This window comes from Micromonospora sp. WMMC415, from assembly GCF_009707425.1.
In the GTDB taxonomy this organism is placed as follows: Bacteria; Actinomycetota; Actinomycetes; order Mycobacteriales; family Micromonosporaceae; genus Micromonospora.
Map to the genome: position 1 here is coordinate 3,851,269 of NZ_CP046104.1, position 26,741 is coordinate 3,878,009.

21 protein-coding genes are annotated in these 26,741 nt (G+C 74.2%); 11 read left to right on the forward strand and 10 right to left on the reverse strand.

Annotated elements, in window-relative coordinates; all coding sequences use genetic code 11:
• The first annotated feature begins 43 nt into the window (after positions 1 to 43).
• The 6 genes from GKC29_RS18125 to fxsT are packed head-to-tail and all read left to right on the forward strand — an operon-like array spanning position 44 to position 9,345.
• Entirely contained in the window at positions 44 to 244 is a 201-nt protein-coding gene (locus GKC29_RS18125; protein WP_155331956.1) for an FXSXX-COOH protein, read from the forward strand.
• A complete protein-coding gene (locus GKC29_RS18130) occupies positions 216 to 2,723 on the forward strand; it encodes an FxsB family cyclophane-forming radical SAM/SPASM peptide maturase (RefSeq protein ID WP_155331957.1) in 2,508 nt (835 codons plus the stop codon). The genes GKC29_RS18125 and GKC29_RS18130 overlap by 29 nt, the downstream gene beginning before the upstream one ends.
• The gene (locus GKC29_RS18135; protein WP_155331958.1) at positions 2,720 to 3,583 is read left to right on the forward strand and encodes an aminoglycoside N(3)-acetyltransferase; all 864 of its coding nucleotides are present in this window, start codon (positions 2,720 to 2,722) and stop codon (positions 3,581 to 3,583) included. Before GKC29_RS18130 ends, GKC29_RS18135 begins: the two co-directional genes overlap by 4 nt.
• Positions 3,580 to 4,257 (forward strand): TIR-like protein FxsC, encoded by a 678-nt coding sequence (locus GKC29_RS18140; protein ID WP_155331959.1) that lies wholly within the window; start codon positions 3,580 to 3,582, stop codon positions 4,255 to 4,257. The genes GKC29_RS18135 and GKC29_RS18140 overlap by 4 nt, the downstream gene beginning before the upstream one ends.
• Positions 4,244 to 5,413 (forward strand): TIR-like protein FxsC, encoded by a 1,170-nt coding sequence (locus tag GKC29_RS18145; RefSeq protein ID WP_155331960.1) that lies wholly within the window; start codon positions 4,244 to 4,246, stop codon positions 5,411 to 5,413. The genes GKC29_RS18140 and GKC29_RS18145 overlap by 14 nt, the downstream gene beginning before the upstream one ends.
• The gene (gene fxsT, locus GKC29_RS18150) at positions 5,410 to 9,345 is read left to right on the forward strand and encodes an FxSxx-COOH system tetratricopeptide repeat protein (protein ID WP_155331961.1); all 3,936 of its coding nucleotides are present in this window, start codon (positions 5,410 to 5,412) and stop codon (positions 9,343 to 9,345) included. Before GKC29_RS18145 ends, fxsT begins: the two co-directional genes overlap by 4 nt.
• Here the strand turns inward: fxsT and GKC29_RS18155 are convergent.
• Together GKC29_RS18155 and GKC29_RS30030 are read right to left on the reverse strand one after the other, a co-directional pair.
• The gene (locus tag GKC29_RS18155; RefSeq protein ID WP_155331962.1) at positions 9,339 to 10,295 is read right to left on the reverse strand and encodes an alpha/beta fold hydrolase; all 957 of its coding nucleotides are present in this window, start codon (positions 10,293 to 10,295) and stop codon (positions 9,339 to 9,341) included. The two genes, fxsT and GKC29_RS18155, sit on opposite strands and share 7 nt — an antisense overlap.
• Positions 10,296 to 10,559: 264 nt before the next feature.
• Positions 10,560 to 10,904: a hypothetical protein gene (locus GKC29_RS30030; RefSeq protein WP_230688687.1), complete on the reverse strand. Its 345-nt coding sequence runs from the start codon at positions 10,902 to 10,904 to the stop codon at positions 10,560 to 10,562.
• A gap of 176 nt (positions 10,905 to 11,080) precedes the next feature.
• On the opposite strand from GKC29_RS30030, the gene pdxY reads away from it, so the two are divergent.
• The gene (pdxY, locus tag GKC29_RS18165) at positions 11,081 to 11,932 is read left to right on the forward strand and encodes a pyridoxal kinase PdxY (protein WP_155331963.1); all 852 of its coding nucleotides are present in this window, start codon (positions 11,081 to 11,083) and stop codon (positions 11,930 to 11,932) included.
• A 66-nt stretch (positions 11,933 to 11,998) separates the two neighbouring features.
• Here pdxY and GKC29_RS18170 read toward each other — a convergent pair whose 3' ends face one another.
• The 7 genes from GKC29_RS18170 to GKC29_RS18200 form a co-directional block, all read right to left on the reverse strand.
• Positions 11,999 to 14,389, reverse strand: a complete 2,391-nt coding sequence (locus tag GKC29_RS18170) for a glycosyl hydrolase (RefSeq protein ID WP_230688688.1) — start codon at positions 14,387 to 14,389, stop codon at positions 11,999 to 12,001.
• A 119-nt stretch (positions 14,390 to 14,508) separates the two neighbouring features.
• Entirely contained in the window at positions 14,509 to 14,973 is a 465-nt protein-coding gene (locus GKC29_RS18175) for a hypothetical protein (protein ID WP_155331964.1), read from the reverse strand.
• 20 nt (positions 14,974 to 14,993) lie between these two features.
• Positions 14,994 to 15,869, reverse strand: a complete 876-nt coding sequence (locus tag GKC29_RS18180; protein ID WP_155331965.1) for a carbohydrate ABC transporter permease — start codon at positions 15,867 to 15,869, stop codon at positions 14,994 to 14,996.
• Positions 15,866 to 16,873, reverse strand: coding sequence for an ABC transporter ATP-binding protein (locus tag GKC29_RS18185; RefSeq protein ID WP_155331966.1), 1,008 nt, complete (start codon positions 16,871 to 16,873; stop codon positions 15,866 to 15,868). Before GKC29_RS18185 ends, GKC29_RS18180 begins: the two co-directional genes overlap by 4 nt.
• Positions 16,870 to 18,153, reverse strand: coding sequence for a sugar ABC transporter substrate-binding protein (locus tag GKC29_RS18190; RefSeq protein ID WP_155331967.1), 1,284 nt, complete (start codon positions 18,151 to 18,153; stop codon positions 16,870 to 16,872). The genes GKC29_RS18185 and GKC29_RS18190 overlap by 4 nt, the downstream gene beginning before the upstream one ends.
• Positions 18,150 to 18,983 (reverse strand): carbohydrate ABC transporter permease, encoded by an 834-nt coding sequence (locus tag GKC29_RS18195; protein ID WP_155331968.1) that lies wholly within the window; start codon positions 18,981 to 18,983, stop codon positions 18,150 to 18,152. Before GKC29_RS18195 ends, GKC29_RS18190 begins: the two co-directional genes overlap by 4 nt.
• A gap of 117 nt (positions 18,984 to 19,100) precedes the next feature.
• Positions 19,101 to 20,330, reverse strand: a complete 1,230-nt coding sequence (locus GKC29_RS18200) for a CdaR family transcriptional regulator (RefSeq protein WP_155331969.1) — start codon at positions 20,328 to 20,330, stop codon at positions 19,101 to 19,103.
• Positions 20,331 to 20,587: 257 nt separating this feature from the next.
• Between GKC29_RS18200 and GKC29_RS18205 the strand changes: the two genes are divergently transcribed.
• Entirely contained in the window at positions 20,588 to 21,928 is a 1,341-nt protein-coding gene (locus tag GKC29_RS18205) for a nicotinate phosphoribosyltransferase (protein ID WP_155331970.1), read from the forward strand.
• Here GKC29_RS18205 and GKC29_RS18210 read toward each other — a convergent pair.
• Positions 21,922 to 22,572 carry a DUF998 domain-containing protein gene (locus GKC29_RS18210; RefSeq protein ID WP_155331971.1) on the reverse strand — a complete coding sequence of 217 codons (651 nt, stop codon included), beginning with the start codon at positions 22,570 to 22,572 and terminating at the stop codon, positions 21,922 to 21,924. The genes GKC29_RS18205 and GKC29_RS18210 overlap by 7 nt on opposite strands.
• Before the next feature lie 372 nt (positions 22,573 to 22,944).
• Here GKC29_RS18210 and GKC29_RS18215 point away from each other — a divergent pair, with 372 nt between their 5' ends.
• The 3 genes from GKC29_RS18215 (at position 22,945) to GKC29_RS18225 (ending at position 26,737) form a co-directional block, all read left to right on the forward strand.
• Positions 22,945 to 23,334: a histone gene (locus GKC29_RS18215; protein ID WP_155331972.1), complete on the forward strand. Its 390-nt coding sequence runs from the start codon at positions 22,945 to 22,947 to the stop codon at positions 23,332 to 23,334.
• 217 nt (positions 23,335 to 23,551) lie between these two features.
• A complete protein-coding gene (locus tag GKC29_RS18220; protein WP_155334216.1) occupies positions 23,552 to 25,438 on the forward strand; it encodes an ABC transporter ATP-binding protein in 1,887 nt (628 codons plus the stop codon).
• Positions 25,439 to 25,504: 66 nt separating this feature from the next.
• Entirely contained in the window at positions 25,505 to 26,737 is a 1,233-nt protein-coding gene (locus GKC29_RS18225; RefSeq protein ID WP_155331973.1) for an RNA-guided endonuclease TnpB family protein, read from the forward strand.
• Positions 26,738 to 26,741 lie beyond the last annotated feature (4 nt).

A 26,741-nucleotide genomic window follows, 5' to 3' on the forward strand; every position in this document is an offset into this window, starting at 1 on the left:
CTCATCGACAGTTGTCTAGGGCCGCCGTCCCGGGTGGCTCCCGCTGACCCACAAGTCCGATGGGGGGACTCACGTGGATCGCAACGCAGGCCGGTCGACGACCACCGCTCCGCTGGCCGATCTCCGGCGCACTCCGCTCGGCAAGATTCCGCTCTCCCGCGCCCGCACCGTGGCGCTGCCCGACACCCGCACCGTGGACCAGCCGGCCCGCGTCGATGTCGCAGCCTTCGGCTCTTCGATCTGAGGCCGGTGAGCCCGCGACGCCCGGACGGCCCGCGTCGGCCGTAGCGCTGAGTCAGTTCGTTCTCAAGATCGTCAGCCGGTGCGACCTGTCCTGCGACCACTGCTACGTCTACGAGCATCCCGACCAGTCCTGGCGCCGCCAGCCGCACACCATGGCCCCCACCACGGTGGCCGCCGCCGCCCGGCGCATCGCCGAGCACGCGGTCGCGCACCGGCTCGACGCCGTGCGGGTGGTGCTGCACGGCGGTGAGCCGCTGCTCGCCGGTGCCGCCGGGCTGGCGGCCACCGCCGCCGAGCTGCGCGGCCGGCTCGACCCGGTGACCCGGCTGGACCTGCGCATGCAGTCCAACGGCGTGCTGCTCACCGAGGAGATCGCCGAGGTGCTCGCCACCCACGGCGTCGCGGTCGGCATCTCCCTCGACGGCGACCGGGTCGCCAACGACCGCCACCGCCGGTACGCCTCCGGCGCGAGCAGCCACGCCAAGGTGCTGCGGGCGCTGGCGCTGCTGCGCCGCCCCGAGTTCCGGCCGTGCTACGCCGGGCTGCTCTGCACGGTCGACCTCGCCAACGATCCCGTCGCCGTCTACCGGGCGCTGCTCGCCGAGGACCCGCCGCACATCGACTTCCTCCTGCCGCACGCCAACTGGGAGCGCCCCCCGCCGCGCCCCGCCGGCGTCCCCACCCCGTACGCCGACTGGCTGCTCGCCGTGCACCGGGCCTGGACGGCCGACGGGCGACCGGTGCCGATCCGGCTGCTGGATTCGCTGCTGGCCACCGCCGCGGGCGGCGTCACCCGCACCGAGGCGGTCGGGCTGGCCGCCGCCGACCTGGCGGTCGTCGAGACCGACGGCAGCTACGAGCAGGTCGATTCGCTCAAGTCCGCGTACGACGGTGCGCCGGCCACCGGCCTGGACGTCTTCACGCATCCGGTCGACGTGGTCGCCGCCCACCCGATGGTCGCCGTCCGGCAGGCCGGGCTCGCCGGCCTCTCCGCCACCTGCCGCGCCTGCCCGGTCGTCCGCCAGTGCGGCGGCGGCCTGTTCGCCCACCGGTACCGTCCGGGCACCGGCTTCGACAACCCGTCGGTCTACTGCGCCGACCTGGCCCACCTGATCGAGGGCGTCACCGGCGGCCCACCCTCGCCACCGGCCCGCCCGGCCGGGTCCGCCGCGATGCCGGCGGCATCGGCCGGTCCGGGCGGTCCGGATGCCGCGATGCCGCCGGCATCGAGTCGATCAGCGGCCGCCGACCGCGTCGACCAAGCCGCCGACCGCGTCGACCAAGCCGCCGACCGCGTCGACCCGGCGGGCGAGCCGGCCGACGACGACGGCGGGCCCGACGAGCTGGCCCCGAAGGTGCTCGACGACCTCGGCACCGGCCACGGCACCGACGCCTCGGTCCGCCAGCTCGCCGCCGTCCACCTGGCCAAGACCCGGGCGTTGCTGGTCGCGCTCAGCCCGGCCACGGCCGGGCACCCGGTCGCGGCGGCGGCCTGGGAGCAGCTGGTCGACCTGGACGTCACCGCGCCGGGGGCGGTACGGGACGTGTTGGGCCACCCGTTCGTCCGCCGCTGGGCGCACCGGTGTCTGGAACGGCCGGCGCTGGCCGACGTCGCTCGCCTCGCGGCGGTGGCCGCGGCGGCGGCGGTCCGCGCGAATGCCCGCGTCGACCTGGACGTGCCGGTCCGCGACGGCGTGCTCGCCCTGCCCACCCTCGGGGCGCTCGCCCTGCCGGAGCTGCCCGGTCCCGTCCTGCTGACCACGGTGGACGGGGGTTTCCGGGTGCGCGGGGCCGGGTGGTCCGTCGACGTCCGGCCCGGCGAGGAGACATCCGTCTGGCGCCCGGTGCGCCGCGCCGGCGCAGCCGACGTGCTGATCGAGGACACCGACCCGTACCGGGACAGCTACCAGGATCTCGTGGTCGCGCCGCGGCTGGCCGCCGACGCCGCCGCCCGGTGGGCCGCCCACCTCACCGCGGCGGTGGGCCGGATCGACGCCGAGGCGCAGGCGTACGCCCCCGGGGTGCGGGCGCTGCTGCGCGCGGTCGTCCCGATGCGGCCGGACCGGCGGGGCCGCCAGCGCAGCGCCGCCGCCGCGTCCGCCTTCGGCGCCGTCGCCGTCACGCCGGTCCCCGACGACGCGGCCCTCGCCGTGCTGCTCGTCCACGAGGTGCAGCACCTGAAGCTCGACGGGGTGCTCGACGTCTGCGAACTGGTCGACCGGCGGGACTCCCGGCTGCTCACCGTGCCGTGGCGGAACGACCCGCGTCCGGTGGAGGGCGTGCTGCACGGCACGTACGCGCACCTCGGCGTCGCGGACGTGTGGCGCCGGCGGCCGGGCGCGGAGGCCGCCGCCCACCACCGCCGGTACCGCGACTGGACCGACGGCGCGCTCGACGCCCTGCTCGGGCTGGGGGTGCTGACACCGGCGGGGGAGCGGTTCGCCGCCCGGATGCGCGCCACGGTGGACAGCTGGTCATGACCGTCGGGCGCGCCGGGCTGGCCGCCGACCTGCGGGCGTTGGGCCTGCCGATCGGCGCGACCGTGCTGGTCCACGCGTCGCTGCGCCGGATCGGGCCGGTCGCGGGCGGCCCGGCGGCCGTGCTGGCCGCCCTGTGCGACGTGCTCGGCCCGGCCGGGACGGTGGTGGTGCCGACGCAGACCGCCGGCAACTCGAACACGTCGCCGGCGTTCCGCACCGCCGTTGCCGGCCTGACCGCGCGCGAGGCGGCCGCGGTGGAGGCCCGGATCCCGCCGTTCGACCCGGACCGCAGCCCGTCCGAGGGCATGGGAGCGCTCGCCGAGCACGTGCGACGGCAGCCCGGGGCCGTGCGCAGCCGGCACCCGCAGACGTCCTTCGCGGCGCTCGGCCCGGCCGCCGCCGCCCTGACCGCCGTCCACGACCTGGAGTGCCACCTGGGCGAGCGGTCCCCGCAGGCGGCCCTGTACGCCGCCGACGCCCTGGTGCTGCTGCTCGGCGTCGACTACGCCACGTGCACGGCCTTCCACCTCGCCGAGTACCGCCTCGACCCACCGCCCGCCTCACGTCCGTACCGCTGCTACGTCCGGGACGAGGCGGGCCGCCGGGTCCGGCGCGACTTCCTCGCCCTCGATCTCGACGACTCCGACTTCGCCCGGATCGGCGCGGCGCTGGACCGCCGGCCGGAGGTGCGGCGCGGCCGGGTCGGCGCCGGCACCGGCCGGCTGCTGCCGGTGCGTGCGGCCGTCGACTTCGCCGGCCGGTGGATGAGCGGGCACCGGACACGAGGGCGGCTCCGGGTTTGCCACTGCCGATACTGTGGTGCCGCGGGAGTGTCCCCTTCGGACGGGAGCGGCGGGTGAGCGAGGAGGAGTTCCGGGTCGACCCGCGCGCCCCCGTGTTCTTCCTCAGCTACGCCCGGGCCAAGCAGCGGCCGGCCGAGCCGCCCCGGGACACCAACCAGAAGGTGTTCCAGCTCTACGTCGACCTCTCCGACCACGTGTCGGAGCTGCTGGGCCTGCCGGCGGGCAGCACCGCCGGCTTCCTCGACCGGGTCCTCGACGGCGGCCAGGTGTGGGCGGACGACCTGGCCTTCGCCACCGGCCACTGTCAGGTCTTCATTCCGCTGATCTCCCCGCAGTACCTGCGCAGCGTCTGGTGCGCCCGCGAGTGGAACGCGTTCGTGCGCCGCCGGCAGGTGCGCCGCCCGGACGCGCGGGCGACCCCGGGGGAGCGGCCGATCATCCCGGTGAACTGGTCGGTGATGGGCCGCCGCCACCTGCCGGACGCGATCCGGCGGCGGCAGATGTTCTCCCCGACCGGGCTGCCGCCGGACATCGCCCCGCAGTACCAGCAGGAGGGCATCTACGGCCTGCTCAGCCTGGGCCGCAACGGCAAGGACGCGTACGACGCGGTGGTGTGGCGGCTCGCGCAGCGGGTGGTGCGTGCGGTGGACACGCACTGGGTCGAGCCGTACGTGTCGCGCATCGAGGAGCTCGGCGAGGGGTTCGAGGAGGCCGGCGATGAGCTGGACTGACACCAGCGGCTCCCGCGCCGGCCGGGAGACGTACTTCTTCCTCAGCTACGCCCATTCGGTGCCGCTGTCGGCGGCGGCCCGTCCGGACACGGACTACTGGGTCAGCCGGTTCTTCCAGGACCTGCACGCCGCCGTGCAGCGGGGCGCGCGCCGCGCCGGCGACCTCGACATCGGGTTCTTCGACGGGCTCGTGGCCCCCGGCGCCGACCTGAAGCAGGCGCTCACCGACGCGCTCAGCCTCACCCACGTCTTCGTGCCGCTCTACTCGCCCAACTACTTCAGCAACGCCTGGGCCGTCGGCGAGCGGGCCGCCTTCCGGTCCCGGCTGGGCCTGCTGCCGCCGGCCGACGCGGGCCGGCACATCCTGCCGGTGCTGTGGATCCCCTTTCCGCCCTGGGACGACCGGCCGGAGATGGCCGAGGCGGTGGAGCTGGTCGGCGGCCCCACCGAGTACGCGGAGAACGGGCTGCGGGCACTGTGCAAGCTCAGCGCCTACCGGCGGCAGTACGACCTGGTGCTCAGCGCCCTCGCCGAGCGGATCATCGCGGTGACCGAGACCGCGCCGCTGCGCCGCTCGCGGGCCGCCCCGCTGGGCGCCGCCCGGGTGGAGGACCGGGGTGACCCGGCGCTGGTCGTCACCGCGCTCGCCGGGCCGGACGGGCGGCAGTGGCGGCCGTTCGCCGGGCGGCACGTGCTGACGATCGCCGACTACGTGGCCGCCACCGCGCAACGGTTGGGGCTGCCGACCCGGGTCGTCGAGTTCGCCGGCGCCCGCGACCACGCCCCGGACAGCCCGACCGTCCTGCTGATCGACGCCGAGCTGGGCGCGGCGGCGGTCCGGGAGGCGGTCGCCGGGCTGCCGCGCTGGGTCGTGCCGCTGGTCGTGGCCGGCGCCGACGCCGCACCCGGTGGGACGGCCCGGGCGGCGGGGGCCGACGAGATCGACGCCGCGCTGCGCGAGGCCCGGTTCCCGGAGGTGCGGCCGGTCCACGGCGTGGACGAGTTCGAGCGCAGCGCGCCGCTGCTGGTGATCGAGGCACGGAAGCAGTTCCTCCGGCACGGCCCGCTCTACCCGCAGGACACCCCGGGCGCACCGCGGCCCAGCCTGCGCCCGACCGACCCATCCGACCAGCGGCGACGAGGAGAGGACCGATGACGGAACGGCGCGACGGTCAGGTCGTCACCTTCTACTCGTACAAGGGCGGCACCGGCCGCACGATGGCCCTGGCGAACACGGCCTGGATCCTGGCCGCGAACGGCCAGCGGGTCCTCGTCGCCGACTGGGACCTGGAGTCACCGGGGCTGCACCGGTTCTTCACGCCGTTCCTCGACCACGAGCAGGTCGCCTCCACCGGCGGCGTGATGGACCTGATCGTCGAGTACGAGTGGGCGAATTTGAAGCGCCGCCGGGAGGCCGAGGCCGCCGGGCTCGCCGAGCCGGTGGAGTCCCGGCCCAGCGACTGGCACCGCCACCTGGCCAAGGTGCAGAAGTACGCGTTCTCCGTCAACTGGGAGTTCCCCGGCGGCGGCAGCCTCGACCTGCTGCTCGCCGGCCGGCACAACCCGGACTACGCGAGCAGCGTCACCGGCCTGAACTGGGACAACTTCTACAACCGGCTGGGCGGGGCGCTGTTTTTCGACGCGCTGCGCGAGGACATGAAGCGCCACTACGACTGGACGTTGATCGACAGCCGCACCGGCATCAGCGACGTCGCCGAGATCTGCACCATCCACCTGCCGGACGTGCTGGTCGACTGCTTCACGCTGAGCGACCAGGGCATCGACGGCGCCGCCACGGTCGCCGCCCGGGTCCGCGGCTACGAGGGGCGGCGGGCCCGGCGGGTGCTGCCGGTGCCGATGCGGGTGGACGAGGGGGAGAAGGGCAAGGCCGACGCCGGCCGGGCGGTGGCGATGCAGCGCTTCGCCGGGCTCCCCGGCGGGATGACCGACGCCGAGCGGCGCGAGTACTGGCTCACCGTCGAGGTGCCCTACCGGGCCTACTACGCGTACGAGGAGACCCTCGCCACCTTCGGCGACATCCCGGGCGGCCGCACCACCCTGCTGTCCGCGTACGAGACGTTGACGGGTCACATCACCGGTGGCCGGTTCGCCGCGCTGCCGCGGATGGACGAGGCGCTGCGCCGGCGTACCGTCGCCCGCTTCGAGCGCAAGCCGGCCGTGGCCGACGAGCTGATCGTGCTGCGACACGTCCCGCAGGACCAGGCCTGGGCGGAGTGGGTGCAGGCCGTGCTCACGGCCGTGGACCTGCGGGTGGCCACGGCGGCGGTGGACGACCTGTCGCCGGTGCGGGCCGGCACGGTGACCCGTGACGTCACGCTGGTCTCCCGCTCCTACCGGGCCGCACACGACGAGCAGGTCGATCCGCGCCGGTCGGGCGCGGCACTGATCGTGTACGTGGACAGCACCACCCCCTCGCCGGACGCCCCGATCGGCAGCTGGGTGTCGCTGCACGAGCTGGCCGCCGAGGAGGCCGTCGACCGGCTCGTGCAGCTGGTCGGGGTGACCCCGCCGCCCGGCCACGGCCATCCGGTGGTGCGCACCGCCCGCTACCCGGGCTCCCGGGCGCCGGTGTTCAACCCGCCCAGCCGCAACCTGCGGTTCACCGGCCGGGAGGAGCTGCTGCGCCAGCTCCGGGAGGAGCTGAAGGCCGCCGGCAGCATCGGCATCCCGGTGGCGTTGCGCGGTGGTCCGGGCATCGGCAAGACGCAGCTGGCGATCGAGTACGCGCACCGCTTCCGCGGCGCGTACGACGTCATCTGGTGGGTCCAGGCGGACCCGCCGCAGTTCGTCGACGTCCGGGTGGCCGACCTCGGCGCCGAGCTGGGCCTGCCCCGGCAGCCCACCATCCCGGAGATGACGCGGGCGGTGCGGCAGCGGCTCAGCCGCCCCGAGCGCCGCCCGGACGGCGGTCCGCCCGAGCAGTGGCTGCTCGTGTTCGACAACGTCGACCAGTACGAGCACGTCCGCGACTACCTGCCGCAGGGCGTCGGGCATGTGCTGGTCACCACCCGCAACCCGGACTGGGGCGACCTGGCCCGGGCGTTGGACGTCGAGGCGTTCCAGCGGGCGGAGAGCGTCGCGCACCTGCGGGCCCGCGTCGGCGAGCGGTCGATCACGGAAGGTGAGGCGGAGCAGGTCGCCGACGCGGTCGAGAACGTGCCGATCTTCGTGGCGATGGCCGGCGCGTGGCTGGCCGACACCGGCACCCCGGTCGCCGACTACCTGACCGGCCTGGAGCGCACCGGCCCGGCGGAGGACATCTGGGACTTCTCCCTCCAGCGGTTGCGGGAGGGGTCGGCAGGCGCGTACCGGCTGCTGCAGCTCGCGTCGGTGCTCGCCCCGGAGATCTCCCTGGAGCTGCTCTACAGCGACCAGGTCGCCAAGGTCATCGCGGCGCACGACCCGGTGGTGGCCGCCCGGGTGGCCGACCGCGTCTCCGAGCGGGACATCGCCGCCGCGCTCGTGCAGCGCATCAACCGCCTCGCCCTGGTCAAGGTCGACCTGCACGCCCAGCAGGTCCAGGTGCACCGGCTGCTCCAGGCGGCGCTGCGCGCCCGGATGACGCCCGACGAACTGGCCGGCGTGAAGCAGGACGTGCACCGCATCCTCGCCGGCTCCCGCCCGTCAGGTGAGGTGGAGGATCCGGCCGCCCAGGCGCGGCTGCGTCTGCTCTGGCCGCACCTCGACGGCGCCGACGCGCTCTCCTCGCCCGACGACGACGTGCGTCAGCTCATCATCGACCGGATCCGCTACATCTACCTCAACGGCGGGTACGCGCAGGGCCACCGGTACGCCGAGCAGGCCGACGCCGCCTGGTCGCGGCTGCTGGCCCAGCTCGCCCCGGACACGCCGGACCATCGGGCGTTGCAGGTGCAGCTGCTGCACCTGCGGTTCAACCGGGCCAACCTGCTGCGCGGCCTCGGCCGGTTCGACGACGCCCGCCGTCTCGACGAGGAGACGCTCGGCGCGCAGGAGAAGCTGATCGGGTCCAGCCACCCGTACACCCTGATGACGGCGGGCGGCTACGGTGGCGACCTGCGGGCCATCGGCCGCTACTCGGACGCGCTGGAACGGGACCTGCGCACGAACGCCGCCTCGGTGGAGGTGTTCGGCGAGGACCACCGCCGTACCCTGACCGCCGCGAACAACCTGGCCGCGTCCTACCGGCTGATGGGTGACTTCCGGCGGGCCCTCGACGGCGACGAGGCCACCTACCGCCGGCTGCGGGTGGTGCTCGGGCCGGACCACCCGCGCACCCTGCTCACCGCCAACAACCTGGCGCGGGACCTGCGGGAGGCCGGTGACTACGAGGGGTCGGTGGCGTTGCTCCAGACGGTGGTGGCCGGGTACCGCAACCTGTTCGGCGACCAGTCCCGCAACGTGCTCACCGCGCAGACGAACCTCGCCGCGTCGCTGCGCAGCACCGGCGAGATCGCCGAGGCGGCGCGGCTGCTCGACGACGCGTACGAGCATCTGCTCACCGGGTTCGGCCCGCTCAACCCGGACACCCTGTTCAGCCGCCTGTCCCGCGCGGCGAACCTGATGCTGCAGGGCGAGGGGGAGCGGGCCCGCCTCGAGCTGACCGAGACCGAGGAGCAGTTCGCGCAGGTCTTCGGCGAGGGGCACCCGTACGTGCTGGTGTGCCGCAACAACCGCAGTGTGGCGATGTGGGACGCCGGTGAGGTGGTGCCGGCCCGGGAGCTGGCGGCGCGGACGGCGGCGGCGGTCACCGCGGCGCTGGGCGGCACCCACCCGCTGACCATGGCGGTCGCCAACAACCTCGCCGTCTTCACGATCCTGCACGGCGAGCTGGAGGCCGGGCGGGAGCAGCTGCGCATCGTCGTCGGCCGGCTGCGCGAGACCCTGGGTGAGGACCATCCGGACACGCTCCGCGGGCGGGGAAACCTGGCGGTCGCCGAGCAGACCGCGACCGGCGGCGCCGGCAGCATCGAGCGGATGCGGCTCGCGGACCGGCTGGCGAACCGGATCGGGCAGCACCACCCGAGCGTGGTGAACCTGCGGGAGGGACGGTACGTGCGGCGGGTGCTCGACCCGCACCCCTACTGACCGGGACGGGCCCCGATCAGCAGGTCGCGGCTCACCGCCACCGCGTCGTCGTCGGCGGTGAGCCAGCGCAGGATGCGCGGCAGCTCCTCCATCGCGTCGAAGTGCGCCGCGTCGGCCTGCACCTCCAGCTCCGCGCCGGGGATGCGGGACGCCAGCCAGTGGGTGTGGCCGACCGGGGCGAAGGTGTCCTCGGCGCCGTGCCAGAGCTTCACCCTGGTCGTCGACGTGTCGATCAGGCCGAGGTCGAACTTCCAGTCCCGGCGGAGCGCGAGCACGTCGTCGATCCACCCGTACGGGCCGGCGCGTAACGCGTCCTCGAAGGTGTCGGCGAGCATTCTCCGCAGCGCCGGATCCCGCACCGCCCGCCGGTCCGCCATGGTCATCTGCGCCATGAGGTCCTCCAGCAGGTGCCGCGGGTCCTCGCTGGCCCGCTGCGCCCGGCGGCGGATCTCCTCCACCACGGCCGACGTGTCGGAGCGGCCGGCGCCGAAGCCGTTGAGGTTGTCGTCGTTCATCCCGGCGAACCAGTCCAGCTCGGGCGCGTCGGACGGGGCGAACCCGACCAGCGCCGCCACGCGGGTGATCCGGTGGCGCAGCGCCGGGTCGGCGGCGCAGGCGAGGGCGTGCGGACCGCCGCCGGACCGGCCGGCGACGGCGAACCGGGGCAGTTCGAGATGGTCGGCGATGACCTCCACGTCGCGTGCGGCTTCGGCCACGTCGCGGCCCTCGACCCGGTCGGACCCGCCGTAGCCGGGCCGGTCGTAGGTGATCAGTTTCACGCCCAACCGGTACAGAACGATGCCGCGCGGCTTCGGCCCCTTGCGGCTGCCCGGTGTGCCGTGCATCAGGAAGACCGGGTGTCCGTCCGGCGCACCCGAGACCTCGAACGCCAGTCGCTTGCTGTCCGCGCGATAGGCGATTTCGGTCCCAGGCTCCTCTGCTCGGCCCACTCCAGCCTGCCTTCCGGTGCTGCTGACCAGCGAATATCCGTCACGTCGGCCCAGAGCGAAGATGATTGATCGGCGGTGAACGACTCCACTCGGCAGTTGAGCCTAACGGTCGGGTCGGTCACGCCGCCATCCGCCAGTTCGACAACCCGCCGGATCTGTCGGAAAGGACACCGTCAGGGCGGTCCGTGATGGAACTTCCATCGGCCCGACCTCCGATCGATTCCGGTCGACGGCCGGGCTGCGTCGTCGCTGGTCAGCGCGGCGTCAGGCGGCGGCGCCGGTGCGGCTCGCCGGCGCCGGAGCGGCCGGGCGCAGCTGGCGCGCGGGCACCGGTGACCATCCGGTCAGCGCGTCGTCCGACCGGTCGGCCGGGGCGGTCGCCGGCCGCTGCTCGGGCGACGCCTGGGCCATCTGCAGCGCGCGCTGGGCGTTCTCCCAGGCGGCGCAGGGCCAGCCGTGGCCGGCGCAGAGCAGGTTGACGCAGTCGGCCCCGCCCTGGTCGGGCTGGTGCGCGTCGGCCACGTCGAGGGCGAGCCCCCACAGCAGCGGGTCGGTCACCTCGTCCGGGCGGTCGTGGCGGTCAGCCCGGTCGTGGCTGGTGTCGGACATGGTGCGGCCCCCCTCATGAGCTGGTACTGACCCTACCTTCACCCGTTACCGGCACCCGTAAACGGGCAGGTCGGCGCGGCGGGTCACGGCCGGCCGGACCGGGCGGGCGTCCCGGGGCTGAGGGCGGCGGGCCGGGTCGTGCGTACGGCCGCGGTGGCAACCGCCATGATGGGCCGGTGAGGATCCTGTCCATCCAGTCGTCGGTGGCGTACGGCCACGTCGGCAACTCCGCCGCCGTCTTCCCCCTCCAGCGTCTCGGGCACGAGGTCTGGCCGGTGCTGACCGTGCACTTCTCCAACCACACCGGGTACGGCGCGTGGCGCGGGCCGCTGCTCGCGCCGGCCGACGTCGCCGAGGTGATCGCGGGCATCGCGGACCGTGGGGTCCTGGGGGACGCCGACGCGGTGCTGTCGGGCTACCAGGGCGACCCGGCGATGGGTGCGGTGATCCTCGACGCGGTGACCCTGGTGAAGGCGGCCAACCCGGACGCCGTCTACTGCTGCGACCCGGTGATGGGTGACGTCGGCCGTGGCATGTTCGTCCGGCCGGGCATCCCGGAGTACCTGCGGGACGTGGTCGTCCCGCGCGCGGACGTCATCACGCCGAACCAGTTCGAGCTGGACTTCCTGGCCGGCCGTACGACCACGTCCCTGGACGAGGTGCTGGAGGCGGTGGACGCGGTGCGGGCGACCGGGCCGCGGCACGTGCTCGTCACGAGCGTGCTCCACGGGGACGTGCCGGAGGGGTCGCTGGAGATGGTGGCCGTGTCCGACGAGGGCGCCTGGGCGGTGACCACACCGCTGCTGCCGATCAGCCCGAACGGCGGCGGCGACGTCACCGCGGCCCTGTACCTCGCGCACCTGTCGACGGCCGCCTCGCCCGCGACGGCCCTGGAGCGCACCACGTCGTCGATCTTCGCCGTTTTCGAGGCGACACTCGCGGCGGGCAGCCGGGAGCTCCAGCTGGTCGCCGCCCAGGACGCGATCGCCGACCCGCCGGTGCGATTCCCCGCCCGGCGGCTGCGCTGAGGCGTGACGCCGGCCATCGACGCGCGGAGGCCACCTCCCCGTCCGGGAGGTGGCCTCCGTGGCCGGTCAGCCGGCGCGGCAGGACGACAGCACGCCCACCACACCGACCCCCGGCTGCTTCAGGGGCAGCTTCGTGGACGCCGCCGGGCAGCGCGGCACCGTGATGTCGTGGATGCCCCGGCCGAACGTCGCCGCCGTCAGCTGGCGGGTCGGCTCGTGCCACCGCAGGTACATGACCGCCGCCTTCGGCAGGTCCGCGCCGAGCGTCGCCCATTCGCCGCCGTTCCACGCCGACACGAACACACCGACGTCGGTGCCGACCAGCAGCAGCCCGTCGGCGGTCGGGACCACCGAGTTGACCGGCGCGTCGGGCAGCCCGCGCCCGATGTCGGTCCAGGTCCGGCCGCCGTCCCGGGTCAGCATCACGTGCGGCCGGTCGCTGCCGGAGCGGAAGCCGGAGTACGTCGCGTACGCGATGTTCGCGTCGGTGGGATGCACCGCGACGCGGGTGACCCAGGTGCCGGGGAGCTGGGCCGGGTCGACCTCGTTCCAGCTCCGGCCGAGGTCGTGCGTCCACCAGAGCTTGCCGTCGTCGGTGCCGGCGTACAGGGTGTCGCCGTCGGTCGGTGCGGCCGCGATCGTGGTGATCGTGCCCCACGGGTAGCCGGCCGGGTCGTTGGGGCCGCCGCCGGTGAGGTCGGGGCTGATCGCGGTCCAGGTGCGACCGTTGTCCGTCGACCGGTTGACGATGTTGCCGGCGTAGTACATGACGTTCGGGTCGCTCGGGTCGAACTGCAGCGGGGTGAGCCAGTTGCGTCGCTGGGAGGTGGTCTGGCCGGCGCCGATCGGCGCGCGCGGGCTGGCGCCGGCGTTCTCCGACCGGTAGCAGGAGCCGTACTGGCTGCACCCGAAGACGATGTTCGGGTTCTCCGGGTGGATGAGCGTCTGGAGGCCGTCACCGCAGCCGATCGGGTCCCACGGCCCGCCGGCGCCGTTGTAGCCGCGGTTGCAGCCGTTGTCCTGCGTGCCGCCGACCTTCAGGCGCGGGTCGGTCTGCGCCACGTCGACGGTGTAGAACTGGGTGTACCGCTCGTCGGTGGCCTTCACCCAGCTACCGGCGCCGTTGGCCTCGGAGCGGTAGAAGCCGCCGTCGTTGCCGAGGTAGACCCGGCCGGGCACCTTCGGGTCCCAGCGCATGGCGTGCTGGTCGGCGTGGACGCCGCCGACCGGGGAGAAGCTCTGTGCGCCGTTGGTGGAGCGCATGAGGTTGACGCCCATGAGGAAGACGTGGTTCTGCTCGGCCGGGTCGACGAAGAGCTTGCCGAACCACCAGCTGAACGTCGACTGGGACGCCTGCCCGGCGGTGACCGGGGTCTGCGTCCAGGTGTCGCCGCCGTCGTCCGAGCGGTAGAACGCCCGGAACGGGCCGAGGGCGGTGCCCACGTACGCGTACAGGCGCTTCGGGTTGCTCGGGGCGAGCGCCAGGCCCCAGCGGCCCTGGTCGGCGTCGGTGGGCAGGCCGGTGGTCATCCGGGCCCAGGTCCGTCCACCGTCGTCGGAGCGCCAGAGGCTGGAGCCGGGGCCGCCGTAGGTGCGCTGGTTCGGCTCGCGCAGGTGGTCCCACATCGCCGCGTACACCCGGGCGGGGTTGCTCGGGTCGATGAGGACCTCGGTGGCGCCGGTGGTCGCGTTCGGCGGGGCCAGGACCTGCCGCCAACTGTCACCGCCGTCCTCGGTGAGGTAGACACCGCGCTCGCCGCCGGGGATGAACAGGTTGCCGCTGGCCGCCGCGAAGATCCGGTCCTCGTTGCCCGGGTCGATCGCGAAGCGGGCGATGGCGTGGCTGTCGGCCAGGCCGACCTGCTCCCAGGTGGCGCCCCGGTCGGTGGAGCGGTAGACACCGTCGCCGCCGAAGGTGATGGAGCCGCCGCCGGGCTGGGCCTCGCCGGTGCCCGCGAAGAGGACGCCGTCGCTGGTCATGGCCACCGCGCCGATCGCCTGGCCCCAGCCGTCCGGCCACACCGAGGTGAAGGTGGCGCCGGCGTCGCCGGACCTCCACACGCCGCCGGACGCGGCGGCGACGAACACCTGGTTGGGCACCTGCGGGTCCACCGCGATGTCGACCACCCGGCCGCCGATGTCGGTGGGCCCGAAGAAGGACCACTCCCGTTCGGCCAGCGGCCGGTAGACGCTGCGCGTCCGGGCGGCGAGCTGGTTGGCCTCGCCGCGGGCGCGGGCGTACTTGGCGGCGGACAGGTCGGTGCTGCCGTCACTCATCCGCTGAGCGGTCATCCACTCGTCGGGGAGTTCCATGGGGCCGGTGGGGGAACTCGTGGCCAGCGAGGGTTGCGCGGGCGGTGGCGGGCTGGACGACGCCGTCAGCGCGACCGTGGCGGTCAGCGCCAGCAGCGCCGTCGCCGTCAGCCCGCGACGACTTCGGGCGAGGGTGAGGGTCATGGGGCTCTCCTGTCCGTACGCGGACGGTCCTGTCTGCGCACGCTAGACAGCGCATCGGTGAACGTCACCGATCATCTGTCGGGAAACGGGCCGCCCGGTTAGGACAGGTGTCGAGGCCGTCAGCCGGTGTGGAACTCGGGGAGGCCCGCGTCGTCGGAGTCCGGGGCGACCATCGCGGTGAGCGTGGTGCCGTCGGCGCAGAGGGCGGTGGCCCGCAGGTACATGCGCCGGTCGCGTGCCCGCGCGAGGACCTCGGTCTCGAAGATCTCGTCCTCGATGCGCAGCAGGTCGACGTCGGTGCGCTGTTCGTAGTGGGCGCGGACGTCCAGCGGGGACATCCGGACGGTGGCTTCCACGCTGGTCAGCGCGCCCTGCACGACCACGCTGGTCACCCGGGCCCCGTCGGGCAGGACGAGGCCGGGCACGTCCGCGGCCACCTCCGGCTCCTGGTCCAGCGGCACCCGGTCGCAACTCGGCAGGTTGGCCAGCAGGTCCCGGTTGCCACCGGCCGGCGCCTCCGCCGTGCCGCCGCATCCGGCCAGCACGGCGAGGACGGCGACGGCACCGAGGGCCCGGAGTCTCATGGGCAGCAAGGATGTCACGGTCAGCGCAGCACCCGCCACCGCCGGACGGCGAGCAGCAGGCCGGTGATGATCACGGCGGTGACCAGCGTCAGCAGGATGGTGAGCAGCGAGCCGTACGCGAATCCGGAGAACTCGAAGACCTGGTCGAAGATGTAGACGGGCAGGTAGAGGGTGGCGTTGGCGGGCCGGCCGTCGGTGAGCACGTACGCCGGCACGAAGTTCACCTGCAACGTGAGGACGGTGTCCCGGACGGCCAGCAGCAGCAGCACCGGCGCCAGCAGCGGCAGGGTGATCCGGCGCAGCTGCCCGAACGGCCCGCACCCCTCCAGGGCCGCCGCCTCGTACAGCCGGCCGTCGAGCAGCCGGCGGGCGGCGAGGACCACGACGAACCCCTCGCCGATCGGGAACGCCAGCATCAGCACCACGCCCACCCGGGCGGTGGTCGGGTCGGCGAGCCAGGTGAAGCCGGGATGCCCGAACAGGCCGAGCACCTGGTTGAGCGGACCGTACAGCGGGTTGAGCACCCACAGGAACAGCACCGCGAGCGCCACGTCGGGGATGACCGTGGGCAGGTAGACGGCGGTGCGGAACCAGCGGCCGCCGGGGCGCGGGGCGGCGAGCAGCAGACCGAGCCCCACCGCGGCGAGGAACCGCACCGGCACCGCGAGCGCCACGTGGACCAGCGAGGCGCGCAGGCTGTCGAGCAGGAACCCGTCGTCGAGCATCCGCCGTACGTTGGCCAGCCCCACGAACCGTGGGTCGCGGGTCAACCCGGTGTGGTCGGTGACCGCGTACCCCACGTTGAGCAGCGCCGGCACCGCGACCAGCAGGGCCACCGCGACCGCGTACGGGGCGAGGAACGCCCAGCCGGTCAGCGGTGGCCGGGGGCGGCTCACCGGCGCCGCCCGGTGGCCGCGTCGAACCGGTGCAGCCGGTCGGCGCGCAGCCGCACGTCGTCGCCGGGGGCAACGCCCGGGCGGGGGCCGGTGCGGACGGTGAGCCGGGTGCCGTCCGGGCAGCGGGTCAGCAGGATCGCCTCGCTGCCCAGCGCCTCGACCGCCTCGACGGTCGCGGCCACCGGTCCGTCGCCGTCGAGCGTGAGGTCCTCCGGGCGTACGCCGAGCGTCAGGCCCGGGTCGCCGCCGAGCACACCGCCGCCGCTCACCAGGTTCATCGGTGGGCTGCCGAGGAACCCGGCGACGAACGTGTCGGCCGGCTCGTCGTACACCTGCTGGGGTGGGCCCACCTGCCGGACGCGCCCGTCGGCGAGGACGACCACCCGGTCGCCGAGGGTCATCGCCTCGTGCTGGTCGTGCGTGACGTGGACGGTGGTCGTGCGCAGTTCCCGGTGCAGGGCGAGCAGGTCGGCGCGGGTGGCGAAGCGCAGCGGCGCGTCCAGGCTCGCGAGGGGCTCGTCGAGCAGGTAGACGCTGGGGTCGCGCAGCAGCGCCCGGGCCAGCGCGACCCGCTGTCGCTGCCCGCCGGACATCTGGTCGGGGTAGCGGTCCAGCAGGTCGCCGATGCCGAGCCGCTCGGCGGCGGCGCGGGCCCGCCGGTCGGCCTCGGCGCGCGGTACCCGGCGGACGCGCGGCCCGAACGTCAGGTTGCCGTGGACGGTGAGGTGCGGGAAGAGCGCGTAGTCCTGGAAGACCATCGCCACCGCCCGCCGGTGCGGCGGCACCCCGGCCACGTCCACGCCGTCGACCAGGACCCGGCCGCCGTCCGGCCGGTCCAGGCCGGCGATCAGCCGCAGGATCGTCGACTTACCCGACCCGGACGGCCCGACGAGGGTGACCAGTTCCCCGGCCCGCACCTCCAGGTCGACGCCGTCGACGGCGGTGGTCCGCCCGTACGAGCGGGTCAGCCCCTCCAGCCGGATGACGCCACGTAGCCCGCTCACTTGCTCACCGGCAGGGTGAACAACGGGCGGACGGTCGTCTCCAGCCGGCGCAGCCCCTCCTCCCGGTCGACCCGGCCGTAGAACACCTCCTCCAGCAGCACGTCCGCCTCCTTCTCGACGCGGGCCCAGGTGGCGGTGCGCGGGGTGGCCCGCAGGTGCGGCTCGGCGTCGAGGTAGACCCGCGACGACCGCGGCGGCTTCGCCGGGTCGAGGAACGCGGGGGAGCCGGCGACGTCGAGTCGGGACGGGACGGTCCGGCCGGACTCGGCGAGCGTGCGCTGCCCGGCGGCGCCCATCGCGTACTCGATGAACCGCCACGCCGGGCGGTGGTCCGGCAGGCCGGCGCTCATGCAGTACGCGTCGCTGTGCAGGATGGACGCCGGTACGCCGCCGGGGGCGACCGGCAGCGGCGCCGCGTCCCAGGTGAAGCCGTCGATGGTGCGCAGGGTCGGCACGGCGACCCGGCTGCTCAGGTACATGCCGAGGGTGCCGCGCAGGAAGCGCGCCTCGCTGGACTCGCTCTGCTCCTCGGCGTCCGGCGGCACGACCCGGTGTCGCAGTTGCAGGTCGAGGAACCAGTCCACGGCCTTCCGGGTGGCCGGGTCGCCGCGCAGGGTCAGCGCGGTCGGCCGGGTCGGGTCGTCGACCAGTTCACCCCGGTTGGACCAGACGAAGGGTGCGAGCCGGGCGATCGACGGCTCGACGCCCACCCCGTACCGGCCGTCGCGGGTGAGCGCCTTCGCGGCGGCGAGGAGGTCGTCCCACGTCCAGCCGGCGGCCGGCGCCGGGACGCCGGCGGCCCGGAACAGGTCGGCGTTCCAGTAGACGACCAGCGAGGACAGGTTCTGCGGCAGGCAGGTGAGCGCCCTGCCGTCGAACCGGAACGCGTCCAGGGCCCGCGGGCTGAAGTCGCTCTCCTTGATCGCGCTGCTGGCGTCCAGGTAGGACTGCACCGGCTCGATCGCGCCCTGCGCGGCGAACTGCCCGTACCGGCGGTAGTTCAGCAGGAAGACGTCCGGCGGCCGGCCGCCCGCGAACGACGTGGTGAGCCGCGCCATCAGCTCGTCCTGGGTGGCCACGGGGGAGAGGGTCACGTCGACGTCCGGGTTGGCCGCGGTGAAGCCGGCGACCAGGGTGCGGTAACCGGCGACCTCCTCGGCGTCGCCGAACAGCACCACGGTGATGCCGGCCCGGTCCTCGGCGGCGCCGGAGGTGCACCCGCTGCCGATCAGCAGTACGGAGGCCAGGGCCGCGCACGCGCGTCGCCAGTTGGGGGTCATCGGCGTCCTTTCGCTCGGAGTGCGGCGAGGGGGTCGTCGGACAGCAGGATCCGCTGTGCCAGCAGGAACACCAGCACGCACGGCGCGGTCGCGACCACGCAGCCGGCCATCAGCAGCGGCCAGTCGGTGGGGTTGAGTAGCAGCAGGAACCGCAGCCCGAGCGGCCACGTGTAACGGTCGCCGCTGGTCAGGTACAGCAGCGGGTCGATGAAGTTGGCCCAGTGGAAGGTGAAGGCGAGCACCGCCACGGCGAGGGTCGCGGGCTTGACCTGCGGCAGCGCCAGCCGCCGCCAGATGGTGAGCCATCCGGCGCCTTCCAGGCGGGCGGCGTGCAACTGGCTGTCCGGTACGCCGCCGAAGCTCCACGCGTACAGCAGGACCAGGAACGGGCTGACGGCGAGCAACGCCGGGGCCAGCAGCGGCAGGTACGTGTCGACCACCCCGGCCAGCCGGAACAGCTCGAAGCGGGTGGCCCACACGGCGGTGACCGGCACCAGCAGCAGCACCAGCAGCCCGAGCAGCGCCCGCCGGCGGGCCGGGCGGGGCAGCAGCCGCAACCCGAAGCCGGTCAGCGACGCGACCAGCACGGTCAGCGGGACGGCCAGCGCCACGACCAGCGCGGAATTCGCCAGGTAGCGGAACAGCGGGACCAGTTCCGGCAGGCGCTCGTACGCGGCCGTCGTGGGCTCGGCCGGCCACAGCTCCAGCGTGCGGGGCGGTGGGGAGCCGGCGGGCCGCAGGGAGCCGACCACCATGAACCACAGCGGGGCGGCGAACAGCGCCGCGACGAGGGCGGGCACCAGGTACCGCCCGAGCCACCGCCCGGCCACCGCACCACCCCCTGTCCTTCGGGTTCCGCCGAACCTACGAACCCCGCCGACCCGGGGTCATCGGGCACCTGTCGAAGATCTCGGATCCGAGTTGCTACGCCTGTCGCATCCGCCCGCTCACTCCGCCGGCCGGTCGTGACCGGTCAGCCGCGCCAGCTTCAGCGCCAGGTGCAGGCAGAGCCGCTCGCCCCCGTCCTTGAGGTCGGTGCCGGCGAGCTCCTCGATGCGTTGCAGCCGGTAGTACAGCGTCGTGCGGTGCAGCCGGAGCTGCGCCGCCGTGGCGTGGGCGTTGCCGGCCAGGTCCAGGTACCGCTCCAGCGTCGCGAGCAGCGCCTGGTTGCCCGGAGCGTCCAGCAGCCGGGCCAGTCCGGGATGGACGTCCGCCACGTCGAGGTGGTGCTCGTCGATCCGGGCCAGCACCCGGTAGACGCCCAGGCCCGACCAGGGGACCACGCGGCCGAGCGCCGGCAGCCGCGCGCCGACCCGCGCGGCGTGCAGCGCCTCGGCGTACGACTCGACCGCGTCGACGAGGCGCGGCCGGGTCCGGCCGACGCCGACCACGGTCCGTTCGACCGAGCCGAGGGCGCGGGTGACCTGCCGCAGGTCGTCGTCGAGGTGCCGGGCCGCGGCCTCCGGCGTGGGCCGTCCGGCGGCCGGCTCGGCGGGCAGCAGCAACACCCCGTGGTCGTGGCGGACCAGGTGCAGCGCCTCGCGGATGCCGGCCCGCCGCCGGGCGGCCACCAGCGACTGCTCCAGCGCGATCCGGGCCCGCTCGTCCGGCTGCCGCTCCCGGGGCGCGACGAGCCGGGCGACGAGCGCGGCGGTCGGGCCGTCCGCGGCGATCATGCCCGCTTCCAGCAGCGTCCGGACCGCCTGGTCACGGGTCTCCGGGCTGTCGGCGAGCAGCGTCCGCGCCGCCTCGGTCTCGCTCTGCGCGGCCAGCTCGCCGAGCAGGTTCTCCCGGTACAGCGCGAGGGACAGCTCCTTGAGCAGCCCCGTCGCCGCCAGGTCGACGTCGGCCATGGTGCCGTCGGGGTCGATGAACCAGACGAAGCCGAGGAGCAGGTCGTCGTGGCGCACCGGCACGCAGAGGCGGGGCAGCAGGTCCAGCCCGGGGTGGGCCGGGGTACGCACCGGCGTCCGGGCGTCGGCGATGCCGAACTCGCGGAGCCAGGCGATCACCTCCGGCGTGGTCTGCCGGCGGAGGATGGACGCCCGCCGGACCTCGTCCATCAGCCCGGTCTGCTCGCTGTAGACCACGACCCGCTGCCGCCGGTCCTCGATCAGCGCCGGGCGGCCGGCGTGGGCGGCGACGGCGTCGACGATCCGTTGCAGCTCGCCCTGCACCTGGCCCTCCCCCCGCCCTCCACCGTCGACGGGGCGCGCGGCACACCGTCATGATCAGTTCTCTGTCTACACCCGCGAAGAGCGCCCGGCCAGGCCCGTCCGTTACGCACCGCCCCGGCGGACCTGCCCACCCGGTGAGCCAGCCCGCCGGGCCCCGGTGGATGTGGCGTTTCCGGTACACGCCGGCGCCGGGTCCACCACAGTGGGGGCGTGACGCGTTCCGGGCCGCCCCGCACGGCGGCGGGCGAGGAGGTGACATGACCGGGCTGCTGACCGACCTGTACGAGCTGCGCATGGCCGCCAGCTACGTGCGCCGGGACATGACGGACCGGGCCACGTTCAGCCTCTTCGCCCGCCGGCTGCCGCACCGGCGGGGCTTCCTGGTCGCCGCCGGGCTCGACGAGGCGCTGACGTTCCTGGAGACGTTCGCGTTCGACGACGACGACGTGGCGTACCTGCGCGACGTCGTCGGGTTCGACACCCCGACCCTGGCGGCGCTGTCGGTGCTGCGGTTCACCGGTGACGTGTGGGCCGTGCCGGAGGGGCGGGTGGTGTTCGCCGACGAGCCGCTGCTCGAGGTGACGGCGCCGATCGCCGAGGCGCAGCTGGTCGAGACGGGCCTGCTGAACGTGGTCACCTTCCAGACCACGGTGGCCAGCAAGGCGGCCCGCTGCCGTCTCGCCGCCGGCGGCGCGCAGCTGGTCGACTTCGCGTTCCGCCGTACCCACGGGGTGGAGGCGGGTGCCGGCGTGGCGCGGGCGTCCGCGATCGCCGGCTTCGCCGCGACCAGCCACGTCGAGGCCGCCCGCCGGTACGGGCTGCGACCGTCCGGCACGATGGCCCACTCGTACGTCGAGGCGTTCCCCGACGAGCGGGCGGCGTTCCGGGCCTTCGCCGCGGACTTCCCGGTCAACCCGATCTTCCTCGTCGACACCTACGACACGCCCGCCGGGGTGCGGGCCGCCGTCGACGTCATCACGGAGCTGGGCCTGACCGGGCCGCTCGGCGTCCGGCTGGACTCGGGAGACCTCGCCGCCCTCGCCCGCGAGGCCCGCGCGATCCTCGACGCGGCGGGGCTGGCCCAGGTGCAGATCGTGGCCAGCGGCAGCCTCGACGAGGACGTCATCGCGGGACTGGTCGCCGCCGGCGCGCCGATCGACGCGTACGGCGTCGGCACGAAGATGGGGGTCTCCTACGACGCCCCGTCCCTGGACAGCGCCTACAAGCTGGTCGCCTACGGCGACCGGCCGGTGCTCAAGTTGTCGCCGGGGAAGGCCACCCTCCCGGCCGCCAAGCAGGTCTTCCGGGACCGCGCCGGCGCCGGCGGGGACATCGTCGGGCTGCGCGAGGAACCGCCACCGCCGGGGCGCGAGCCGCTGCTGGTACCGGTCATGCGCGGCGGGCGCCGGCTCGACGCCGCCGACCCGGCCGCCGCGGTCCGCGCCGCGCGGGAACGCTTCGACGCCGACCTGGCCTGGCTTCCCGGGCCGGCGCGGCGGCTGGCGGAGCCGGAGCCGCTCACCGCCACGGTCAGCCCCGGGCTGGCCGCGCTGCACGAGCGGGTGGCCGCGCGGGTCGGTGCCGCCGGTACCTACTGACCGCCGGCGCCGAACAACGCCTCGCCCTTGGCGAACCACGCGACACCGAACGCGAGTACGGCGACCACCTCGCACCAGAACAGCGGCCGGAGCGCGTCCCGGGTCGGGTCCGGAAGCGCGTTGCTCGCCACGGCGACCGCGATCGCGCAGAGGATGAGGCCGCCGCAGGCGTGGTACAGGCCGCGGCGCACCCGGCCGTGCGCCTCACGCGGATCGCGGCGGGGGAACAGCACGATGCAGAAGATCGCCAGGATGACGAAGAGCGCCGCGGCCGCGACCTGGTGCACCCGGCCGACGAGCACGTCGTTCGAGGTGATCGCCGAACCGGGTTGCTGCGTCGCGGCCGGGAACAGGGCGACCGCGATCGCCAGCCCGCCGGCGACGGTGCTGAGCAGGTCGTCGAGCCTCCGGTGCCGGTAGGAGATCAGGAAGACGCCGATCGCGCACAGACTGCCGACGAAGACGTCCCGCAGCTCGGTGTAGTAGTACGCGCTGAGCGAGCTGAGGAGCGCGAACCGGCCGCTGACCAGCGAATGGCCGACGACCAGCAGGATTGGCAGGAGGACGCCGACGACGCCGATGCCGAGCCGGAGCCGGCGTACCGTCTGCGCGTCCTGCGGCCGTCGGGCAGGCGAGACGTCCATGATCGCCTCCGGTGTCTCCCGCGGCGTCACCGGCAGATCCGCGGCCGGCGCCCACCGTCACCACCAGTGCAGTCCGTACGACCGTGCGTGTCAATCCGTCCGGAATCGCACCATGAGCGTCGGGCCGGGCCGAGGGCCGCCGACGGGACCCGGGATGCCGGCCGGTGACGTTTGCCCACCTGGCCGGCGGGAAGACCGGGCGGACGCGACCGTCGGTGGGACGCCGTTTCGTAGCGCCCGGCTGCCGGCGGGGCGCCGACGTGGCGGGCGAGTCGCCGAGGAGGAGTGAGGATGGCCGACGGCAGGAGCGCGAGCCCGGCGGGCAGCAGGCCGACCGGGGCCAGGAAGGCCACCGGGGCGAAGAAGGCCCCGATGAGTCGGAGGGCGGCGGCCAAGAAGGTCGCGACCGCCACCAAGCGCGCCACCGGAGCGACCGCGGCCAAGTCCGCGGGTGAGAAGCCGACCCCGACCACGACCCGCGTCGCGCGGAAGAAGGCCACCTCGGCCACGGCCGCCCCGACCCGCCGGCCGACCGAGAAGGCGGCGGTGGCCAGGAAGGCGACCAAGGCCGTCGCGAAGAAGGCGCCCGGGACGAAGGCCACGGCGAGGACGGCGCCGCCGGCGAAGCGGACGCCCGCGACGAAGGCCACGGCGAAGAAGGCGCCGGCGACGACGGCGGCGCGGAAGAAGGCGCCACCGCGGAAGGCGACCACCATGGAGTCGTTCGGAAGCAAGCGGACCGGCCGCACGGGGGCCAGGTGACGGACGTTGCCACGGGTAGTGCCGGCGCACCGCTGTCCGCCTGCTGACCGGCATCCGACAGGCGGTGCGAACCGCCTTCCTCCGGCACGGGTTTGACGCATCCTCCTGCCACCATCGGTGATGTTTCCATCACGAGGAGGAGGCGCCCGTGTCATCGTCCACCCGCGACCGTCCCGCCGTGAGCCAGCCCGAGTCCGTGCTGCCGGAGCTGCGCACGATGTGGTGGGAGACCGGCGTGCGAGCCCGCGCCGAGGCGGGGCTGTTCGCCGTGTTCGCCGAGCTGCCACGGCTGGTCGCCCAGGCCGTGGCGATCAGCTGGCGGGCCGACCGGCTCCGCACGTCGGTGGTGGCCGTCGCGACGATCGGGGCCGGCGCGATGGCCGCCGGCGGGCTGCTCGCCACGCAACGGGCGCTGGTGGAACTGTTCGCCGGCGGCCCGACCGCGGACAAGGTGCTCGCCGCGCTGCCGGCGCTCGCCGTCCTGGCCGCCGTGACCGGGATCCGCGCCGGCCTGGGCATCGCCACCGGGTACGCGGTCAACGGCCTCACGCCCCGGGTCGACCGGGAGGTCGAGCGTGGCCTCTTCGAGGTCACCACCGCGGTACGGCTGGACGCGTTCGACGCCGACGCGTTCGCCGACGACATGGAGCGTGCCACCCGGGGCACCGACTCGGCGATCTCGCTCGTGCAGTCCTCGATGAACCTGATCGCCGGCCTGGTGGGGCTGCTCGCGGTGGCGGTAGCGGTGCTGGTCATCCACCCGCTGCTGCTCGTCGCGCTGCTGGTCGCGACGGTGCCCAACGCGTGGGCGGCGCTGCGCGCCGGGCACCTGCGGTACCGGACGTACATCGCCGGCTCGGTCCGCCGCCGTCGCCTGTGGATCCTGCACCGGTTGATGGCCGAGCGGGCGTCCGCGCCGGAGCTGCGGTCGTACGGGCTGCGCCGGTTCCTGCTCGACCAGTACGACCGGGTCATGGACACCGAGACCGGCATCCAGCTCGCCCTGGCCCGCCGGGTCACCACGACCACCGCCGTCGGCGCGCTGGTCGGCGGCCTGGCCACCGCCGTCGTCTACGTTCTGCTGGGGCTCCTGCTGATCGAGGGGCAGATCCCGCTCGCCGCGGCGGCGACCTGCGTGATCGCCGTCCAGGCCGCGCAACGGTCGCTCAGCACGGTCACCTTCCAGATCGACGCCGTCTACACCGAGGGCCAGCACTTCGGCGACTACACCGGCTTCATGGCGCGCGCCGCCGCGTACCTGCCGGACCCGGCCGGCACGCCGCGGCCGGCCCCGGGCCCGCTGCGCGAGGTCGCCGTCCGGGGGGTGACCCTGCACTACCCGGAGCGGGACACGCCCGCCGTCGACGGCGTCACCCTCGCCATCCGCGCCGGGCAGACGGTCGCGTTCGTCGGGGAGAACGGGTCCGGCAAGACCACCCTCGCCGCGATGATCGCCACCCTGCGGACCCCCACGGGCGGCGCCGTGGAGTGGAACGGCCGCCCCGTCGCGGAGTGGGACCTCGCGCGGGTCCGCGCGCGCATCGCGGTCGTCACGCAGGAGTACCACAAGTGGCCGTTCACCGCCGCCACCAACATCGCCGTCGGCGACGTCGACCGCGAGGCGCGTCAGGACCTTATCGAGTCCGCCGCCGCCCGCGCGGCCGCCCACGAGATGATCAAAGGCCTGCCGTACGGGTACGAGACGCTGCTCGACCGCACGTTCGCCAAGGGGCAGGACCTCTCCGGTGGGCAGTGGCAGCGGATCACGGCCGCCCGCGGGTTCCTCCGCGACGCCGACCTGCTGATCATGGACGAGCCGTCCTCGGCCCTCGACCCGCGCGCCGAGGACGCCCTCTTCCAGGCCATCCGGGACCGGCACGGTCGGGCGACGACGATCCTCATCACGCACCGGCTGGCCAACGTCCGCCACGCCGACCGCATCTTCGTCCTGCACGAGGGCGCCCTGGTCGAGTCCGGCACGCACGACGAGCTGATCGCCGCCGGCGGCCGGTACGCCGACCTGTTCACCCTCCAGGCCGCCGGCTACGACGCGGCGCCGGTCGCCCGCCCGCCGGTGCCCGCCCAGCCCGAGCCCGCTACGTGACCGCTACCAGAGTGCGCGTCAGTGCTCCGTTCGAGATCAGCCATAAACCAACGGTACGGTGCGATCGTGCAGCTTCGTTACAACTACCGGGTGTACCCGGACGCAGCCCAGCGCGAGGCGCTGGCGCGGTCGTTCGGCTGTGCTCGGGTGGTGTTCAACGACGCGCTGCGCGTACGGCAGGAGGCGCGAGCCGAGGGCCTGCCATACGTCTCGGACGGGGATTTGTCCAAGCAGGTCATTACCCAGGCCAAGACGACGCCGCAGCGGGCGTGGCTGGGCGAGGTCTCTGCGGTCGTCTTGCAGCAGGCGTTGGCCGACCTGAACACCGCGTACCGCAACTTCTTCGCCTCGGTCACCGGCAAGCGCAAGGGTCGCAAGGTGGCGCCGCCGCGGTTTCGGTCGCGCAAGGACAACCGGCAGGCGATCCGGTTCACCGCCAACGCCCGGTTCAAGGTGCTGGACAACGGTCGGCTCCGGCTGCCGAAGATTGGCGACCTGGACGTCCGCTGGTCCCGCGAGCTGCCGGCCGACCCGTCCAGCGTGACGCTCGTGAAGGACGCGGCCGGGAGGTACTTCGCCTCGTTCGTGGTGACCACGACGGACGAACCGCTCCCCGAGGTGGACTCGGAGATCGGCGTCGACCTGGGCTTGACGCACTTCGCGGTGCTGTCGGACGGCACGAAGGTGGCCGCGCCGAAGTTCCTGCGCCGCGCCGCACGGAAGCTCAAGCGGTTGCAGCAGGACCTGTCCCGCAAGCAGCGAGGCAGTCAGAACCGGAAGAAGGCCGTCGTCAAGGTCGCGCGGGCGCATGCCCGGGTGACCGACACCCGGCGCGACTGGCAGCACAAGCTGTCCACGGCGATCATCCGCGACAACCAAGCGGTGTACGTCGAAGACCTGTGCGTAGTCGGTCTCGGCCGGACGAGGCTCGCCACATCGGTGCACGATGCCGGTTGGGCCAGCTTCACCGCAATGTTGGAGTACAAGGCCGCTCGGTACGGGCGCACCTTTGCCCGGGTAGATCGGTTTTTCCCGTCCACCCGGATGTGCTCCGACTGCGGACGGATCAACGAGAAGATTGCGTTAAATGTCCGATCGTGGGACTGCCCCTGTGGAGCAGCCCACGACCGGGACGTCAACGCCGCCATCAACGTGCTCGCCGCCGGACGGGCGGAGAGCCTAAACGACCGTGGAGCGCACGTAAGACCGGCACTCGTGCCGGCGGTGCGCAGGGAAGCGGTAATCCACCCGGGCGCCGCGTGTTCCGCGCGCAGCGCGGAGGGAATCCCCGTCCTTTAGGGCG

Coding starts and splice junctions, on each gene's coding strand:
- GKC29_RS18170 (WP_230688688.1), bottom strand. CDS start 14,389: ATGACCCTCACCCTCGCCCGAAGTCGTCGCGGGCTGACGGCGACGGCG.
- GKC29_RS18145 (WP_155331960.1), top strand. CDS start 4,244: ATGAGCTGGACTGACACCAGCGGCTCCCGCGCCGGCCGGGAGACGTAC.
- GKC29_RS18135 (WP_155331958.1), top strand. CDS start 2,720: ATGACCGTCGGGCGCGCCGGGCTGGCCGCCGACCTGCGGGCGTTGGGC.
- GKC29_RS18210 (WP_155331971.1), bottom strand. CDS start 22,572: ATGGACGTCTCGCCTGCCCGACGGCCGCAGGACGCGCAGACGGTACGC.
- GKC29_RS18205 (WP_155331970.1), top strand. CDS start 20,588: ATGACCGGGCTGCTGACCGACCTGTACGAGCTGCGCATGGCCGCCAGC.
- GKC29_RS18220 (WP_155334216.1), top strand. CDS start 23,552: ATGTGGTGGGAGACCGGCGTGCGAGCCCGCGCCGAGGCGGGGCTGTTC.
- GKC29_RS18190 (WP_155331967.1), bottom strand. CDS start 18,153: ATGACCCCCAACTGGCGACGCGCGTGCGCGGCCCTGGCCTCCGTACTG.
- GKC29_RS18130 (WP_155331957.1), top strand. CDS start 216: ATGTCGCAGCCTTCGGCTCTTCGATCTGAGGCCGGTGAGCCCGCGACG.
- GKC29_RS18215 (WP_155331972.1), top strand. CDS start 22,945: ATGAGTCGGAGGGCGGCGGCCAAGAAGGTCGCGACCGCCACCAAGCGC.
- GKC29_RS18175 (WP_155331964.1), bottom strand. CDS start 14,973: ATGAGACTCCGGGCCCTCGGTGCCGTCGCCGTCCTCGCCGTGCTGGCC.
- GKC29_RS30030 (WP_230688687.1), bottom strand. CDS start 10,904: ATGTCCGACACCAGCCACGACCGGGCTGACCGCCACGACCGCCCGGAC.
- fxsT (WP_155331961.1), top strand. CDS start 5,410: ATGACGGAACGGCGCGACGGTCAGGTCGTCACCTTCTACTCGTACAAG.